Source organism: Candidatus Cloacimonadota bacterium (assembly GCA_034661015.1).
Classification (GTDB): domain Bacteria; phylum Cloacimonadota; class Cloacimonadia; order JGIOTU-2; family JGIOTU-2; genus JAYEKN01.
Map to the genome: position 1 here is coordinate 14,993 of JAYEKN010000034.1, position 6,280 is coordinate 21,272.

Consider the following 6,280-nt stretch of genomic DNA (forward strand, 5'->3'; position numbering starts at 1 on the left):
CAAAGAAAAATCGGCATAAGCGTGATGATGTTAGTAAAAAATGAGGAGCAATGGATTGCAACTTGTTTGCTATCTTTGAATTCATTTGCCGATGAAGTAATCGTGGTAGATAACGGCTCTAACGATAACACGCTTGGAGAAATAAGCAGAATTAAAGATTCGCTCCGATTTTCTCTTATCATGAAAGAAGATAATTCCAATGATTTTCGAAAAATTAGCAATTTAGCCCTATCTTTAACTTCATACAATTGGATCGTTCGTTGGGGAGGGGATTTCATTGCTTATACGCATGGAAAAAGAAATATTAGCCATCTACGAGAATATTTGCTTTCTTTAAATCAAAAAAATTATTATTTAATTTATCCACTTCTAATTAATCTCTATTCTGATTTGTTTCACGTTCGCAGGAATAGAGAATACCATTCCGAAAGTTATATCCATTCTTTTCATCCCTTATTAAAATATGTAAAAAACAGGGATTATGACTATCTCAAAGTCCCTTGGTTTTATAAAGTTGAAAGAATATTAGATGTCTATTTTATACACATCGGATATGCAAAACCAATAGATAGAATAATATATAGATATTTTTGGACTAAATGGCGAAGCGAAAACGATTTTAAAAAATATCCCAAGATTATTGATTACATTTATGAAAAATCCCAAATAAAATGGGGAACAGTAGATTTGAAAGAAATTGCTCAAAAGGTTTTTCAAGAGCAAATTCCAAATCTAAAAAAATATGATACACACGAGTTGGGAGAATATCCCGACTTGTTAAAACCATTTCTTCAAAATCCTAAATTCCGGGTTATCTACAAAGGCAATTCTCCTTACATGCGAAGTGATTTGATTGGAAATGAGGATATTAAGATAGATGGTAAAAGCATTCTTTATAACGAACAATGAAAAACGCAAAAACTGAAATAAAAATTCTTCATATTCAATTATTGCCTTTGCTTACTGGCGTGCAGAATGTTATGCTAAATCTGATTTCGCATTTGGAATTAGAAAACAAAGAAAAATGTCACAGATATTTTACTCCAAAATTTACTTTTTCCGTTGCTTCCGCTCCCGGGGGACCATTAGTAGAAAAGCTTAATGATATGCAGATCAAACATTTTCCCATATCCGGATTGGTTCAGAAGATAATACTTTATGATATTATAATTTTTTGGAAATTTTATAGAATCTGCCGTATTTGTAAGTTTGATATCGTTCACACCCATTCCTCAAAAACTGGTTTTCTCGGTAGAATTGCTGCGAGATTGGCTGGCGTACCGATTGTGATTCATACAATACACGGTTTTTCTTTCAATCCTTTCCAATCTTTTCCCAAACGTTTGTTCTTTATGTTTCTGGAATGGGTTGGTGCATTATTTTGCGATCTTGCCATATCGGTTAATGATTCGGAGCGGTTTGTTGCGGTGGAGAAAAAGATTATCCCAAGATCAAAGATCATCACAATTTATAACGGAATCGAACCATTGAAGCCTACAGGCGAAATTAAAAGAAGCGATTTGGGATTTAATAATAGTGATATAATCTTCGGTTGTGTCTCAAGATTTTCAAAGCAAAAAAATATTCTCAAATTAATTAAAATCGCGATTGGAATTACCAAGCAAGATGACAAAATTAAATTTGTGTTTGTTGGTGATGGTGAAATGTTTTCACAAGCAAAAAAAATGATCGGGGATGCAGATTGTGCTCATTCTATCAATTTACCGGGTTGGCAGTCTAATATTCCGGAGTGGAATAAATTATTTGATGTATATATTTTATATTCGCTTTGGGAGGGATTATCCCTTTCTGTTATCGAGGCTCTTTCGTTAGCAAAACCAGTGATCCTTTCAAATATAAAAGGGAATAATGAACTTGTGGATGAGGGAAAAAATGGCTTTCTCGCGGATGTGAAAAGAGGTAAAGATTTGGAAGAAAAAATACTTCTTCTTACCAGAGATAAAACATTGATAGAGGAGATGGGCAAAGAAAGTAAAATAAAATTTCAGAAAAGGTTTACAGTAAAACGGTTTGTGGAAAATTATCGTAAACAATATAAAAAATTAATACAAGAGAAGTTATGATATATATCGGAATTACAATTACGGCATTTGCCATCGGATTTTTGCTGGTTCCCTTGAATAGTAAATTTTCAAGGTTGATTGGGAATATTGATTACCCTCGTGAAAGAAGCGTTCACATTGTGTCAACTCCCAAAAGTGGAGGAATTTCAATATTTTTTACATTAGTGTTCATGCAAATCCTTTTCGTAACAACCGGAATTTTCAATTCGGGCAAATTGCCGGTTTATTTCCTTATTGGTGGCTTTCTAGTAGTTTTATTGGGGGTGCTTGATGATAGATTCGAATATAGTGCTTGGAAAAAATTGATTGCTGAAAGTTGCATTGTAATCTTAATGTATTATTTTGGATTTAAGATTGATCTTCTTACAAATCCTTTCGGTTCATCAATAGTTGTCGGCGTTTTTTCTTTTCCACTAACTTTGGTTTGGTATCTGCTAATTATGAATTCGATAAATCTTATTGATGGATTGGACGGTTTGGCGACCGGAATAGTTGCTATCGTATTTTTAGTTTCGGGAATTGCCGGCATTATTTGTGGAAATTTATTTGTGGCTTATTTTTCATTTTGTTTTGTGGGAAGTTGCTTGGCATTTCTCAAATACAATTTTCATCCGGCAGAAATCTTCCTTGGTGATGCCGGCAGCTTGTTTTTGGGATTTTCGATCGCCTCCCTTTCCATTGCCGGTAATATTCAATTTAAGGGAGCAGCCAGTCTTACCCTATTAGTGCCGCTAATCGTGCTTATGATCCCGCTCTTTGATACCTTTCACGCAATATTCAGAAGGTTGAAAACACCTCGGAGTATTTTTCAGGCAGATAAAAGTCACCTCCATCACAAAATGCTTGATTTGGGATTTTCGTATAAAACAGTAGTGTTTATCGCATATTTCCTAACAATTCTTTTAGGGCTAATATCTATAGGATTTATGATGATTAATCAAAAAATATTGTTTAGTCTCTTAGTTATTTTTGCTCTGTTTGCATTAATAATTTTTTATCAAATAGTAAAAAAGGAATTTTTCAAATGAAAAATACATTAAGTATAATCAAATTAGTAGTTTCATCTTTATCCACAAAATCACTCAAGACAAAACAAAAATTTTCTTTATTATTTTTTGTGTCATTTTGGGTGCTTTCGTTTTTAATGTTGGGTCATTCTTCCCTAATTGCATACGAGGCTGAAGTAGTGCAAAGGCATAATTGGGAGGTTTATACAAATACGACCCATATTCATCAGATATTTATTCAGCAGGATATGGTTTTTTCAGCAACATGGGGCGGGGTGAGTATCTTTGATACAAATAATAGTTCATTTTCCGAGCTGTGTACAAATGACGGGTTATTACGAAATGAGATTCATTCTGTGCATTATATCGAACCGCTGGACGAATACTGGTTCGGGGTCTTTGAAGATGGAATTAGCCGATATAAAAATGGTGAATTTCTGAGTGTAATTCAGGAAAATCAAGGTGTAGATGCAAATTTTATTTTCGATATAGCTAATACGGAAAGTAAAATATTAGTGGGAACTGATAACGGATTAATTATGTTTGACATTGTAAACGGAGAATATTCTTTTTTATATTCTTTCGGATATCCGGAATTTATTACCAATAACAACGTGAACTCAATCACAATTGATGATTCGAATCGCATCTGGATCGCTACTGACGATGGAATCAATTATGTAAATGTGGATTATGATGAGATGATGTTTCCTGAGAATTGGGGTCATATAAATGACGATACTCCCGAATTTCCCTTAGACAACAATAAAATAAAATCTATTGAATACTATAATGGGAAAATTTATTTGGGTTCTGAAAATGGGATTGCACTAATAGATAATATTTATTCTAACGCTTTTCAATTTGAGGAAGTGTCGCCTTTACCTGCACAATCAATAACCGATTTGAAGGTTGAAAACGATTCGGTCTTTTGGGCTGCGTTTGGTAAATGGGATCAACTCAACCAACGCTTTGACGATGCAAGTGGGGTAGCTCGATTTAGTCTGGAATCAGATAATTGGTCTTACCAACATTGGACGCACAGCGATTCTTTGTATGATCAAATCTCGGATATTGAAATTTCTTCGAATGGAACTATTTGGGCTGCATCTTGGGGAGAGGGCATTTTTCATTATTCGAATGGGCACTGGGAAAAAAATAAAAGCAATTGCATTAGTTCTAATATAATCGGTGAGCTGATGTTTGATAGTAGGAGAAATCTATGGTGTGGATTCAGTAGATTAAATCTGGCTCCCTCGAGTAAAAAAGGTACTTCAAAATTTACCGGAACCGAGTGGATCAATTACAAAACAGAAAATTCCGGAATTGGAAATAACACTGTTTATTCCTTAGCCGAAGATAAATTTGGAAATATCTGGTTTGGACATTGGGGTGGAGCAAATACAGTTTCTATATTGAATAAGACCGAATCCGTTTGGCAAACTTTTTCACAAAATGAAGTGAATTGGCTCATTAGCGGTTCAACCTCTTTACTGCAGGGTGATGAACAGGGAAATATGTGGATTGGCGGTTATGCCGGGGGACCTGGTGGAGTAACGATTGTGGATAGCAATTTATCTCTTTTGGAGCAATTTGTACCACCTCCCGGTGATCAGGCAGATATGTTAACCCTTTTAATTAATGATGATATGGTTTGGGTTGGTGGATTTTTGAATGGGATTAGCAATTGGGAAGGTACCGGATTTCCTTCTACTAATGATCCTTGGGATAGGTTTAACGGTACTGATGACATTTGTTGTAAAAAAATCGTCAAGCAAGAATTTGGGAATACCCAAGGAATTTATGCCGCAGGTGATAACGGGCTTTATACGTATGATGAATATTGGGAAGATTGGTACAAATTTACTGACGGTTTAACGGAAAATGTAAAAATATTCCGTTGGGAGACAAATGCCTGGGAGCCTTGGTATTACTATTTTCAAGATGAAGAAGGAAATCCGGAATCACGTTTGGGTTCCGGCAAATCAAGCTGCATAAATGACATTTTTATTGACCAACATGGGAGAAAATGGTTAGCTACCGATTATGGTATTTCTATGCTCGATCCTACAAACCTCAGTTTCACAAATTTTACTACAGAGAATAGCGATCTGCCTACTAACAGAGTGTTATCTTTTGCTTATGATCCTTATTCAGGTAAATTGTATGCAGGGACAAACGAAGGATTGTGCGCTTTGAATATCGGAATTAGTATTAATGATGATTCTTTTAACGAAGAAGTTGCAGAGATGAGCGTTTTTCCAAATCCGTTCAAACCCGAAAAGCATGACTTCATCTATTTTCAAGTAACTCCCGATAAAAAACTTCCAGCCGGAAACAATAAATTATTTATTTATTCCTTTGCCGGTGATCTAATTGCAGAGATTGAAGAGTCCGACCATCTGCGATTTTTCTGGGATGGTAAAAACGGTGGAAAAGAAGCTGCCGGTGGAGTATATTTTTATGTTGTTTCATCGGAATATAAGAAGGACTATCTTGTTGGTAAATTTGCGATAGTAAGATAAATTTCGGCACGGAGTGGTCCGTGCCGACTCTGGCAATTCATTACGGAATGGTCCGTAACGGCTTCGAGATTGAGGTGTCATGGACCACTCCGTGACATAAATTATAAACATGTTAACAACTACCGATATATCAAAGAGAATTATAGCTATTCTTTTTCGTGTTTTTCCGTGTGTTTGGTGGTAAAAAATATTTAATATGAAAAATAAAAAAGAAAAGAAAATTATCACCCGGATTTTTTCGGCAGAAATTGGTAAATCACTAGAATTGCCATTAATAAAAACAAAGATCAAAGCAGGATTTCCGTCGCCGGCAAGCGATTATGTAGAATCCACTTTAGATCTGAACGAACATCTCATCCAGCATCCATCTGCAACATTTTTTTTGCGAGTCGAAGGAAATTCTATGATAAATGCCGGAATACGTTCAGGAGATCTGCTTGTGGTGGATCGAGCTGTGCAAGTAGATTCAAACAATATCATTATTGCCTCAATTGACGAAGAATTAACCGTCAAGCGAATGAAAGTAAAGAAAGGCAAATATTATCTGATTCCTGAAAATGATGAATTTAATCCAATCGAAGTAACACCAGAAATGGAATTTTCAGTCTGGGGTGTGGTAACACACGTAATTCATCGGGTTTGAATAATGGGAAAAGGGAGATGG

General features: G+C 35.3%; 5 protein-coding genes. All 5 read left to right on the forward strand.

Annotated elements, in window-relative coordinates:
• Positions 1 to 909: glycosyltransferase (locus tag U9P79_01195; GenBank protein ID MEA2103245.1), on the forward strand; the 909-nt coding region annotated here is incomplete at its 5' end.
• Positions 906 to 2,084 carry a glycosyltransferase family 4 protein gene (locus U9P79_01200; protein MEA2103246.1) on the forward strand — a complete coding sequence of 393 codons (1,179 nt, stop codon included), beginning with the start codon at positions 906 to 908 and terminating at the stop codon, positions 2,082 to 2,084. The genes U9P79_01195 and U9P79_01200, both read left to right, overlap by 4 nt.
• Positions 2,081 to 3,112 (forward strand): MraY family glycosyltransferase, encoded by a 1,032-nt coding sequence (locus tag U9P79_01205; protein ID MEA2103247.1) that lies wholly within the window; start codon positions 2,081 to 2,083, stop codon positions 3,110 to 3,112. The genes U9P79_01200 and U9P79_01205 overlap by 4 nt, the downstream gene beginning before the upstream one ends.
• Positions 3,109 to 5,616 (forward strand): two-component regulator propeller domain-containing protein, encoded by a 2,508-nt coding sequence (locus U9P79_01210; GenBank protein MEA2103248.1) that lies wholly within the window; start codon positions 3,109 to 3,111, stop codon positions 5,614 to 5,616. The genes U9P79_01205 and U9P79_01210 overlap by 4 nt, the downstream gene beginning before the upstream one ends.
• 196 nt (positions 5,617 to 5,812) lie before the next feature.
• On the forward strand, positions 5,813 to 6,259 hold the full coding sequence (umuD, locus tag U9P79_01215) for a translesion error-prone DNA polymerase V autoproteolytic subunit (protein ID MEA2103249.1): 447 nt from the start codon (positions 5,813 to 5,815) through the stop codon (positions 6,257 to 6,259).
• The last annotated feature ends 21 nt before the right edge of the window (positions 6,260 to 6,280 follow it).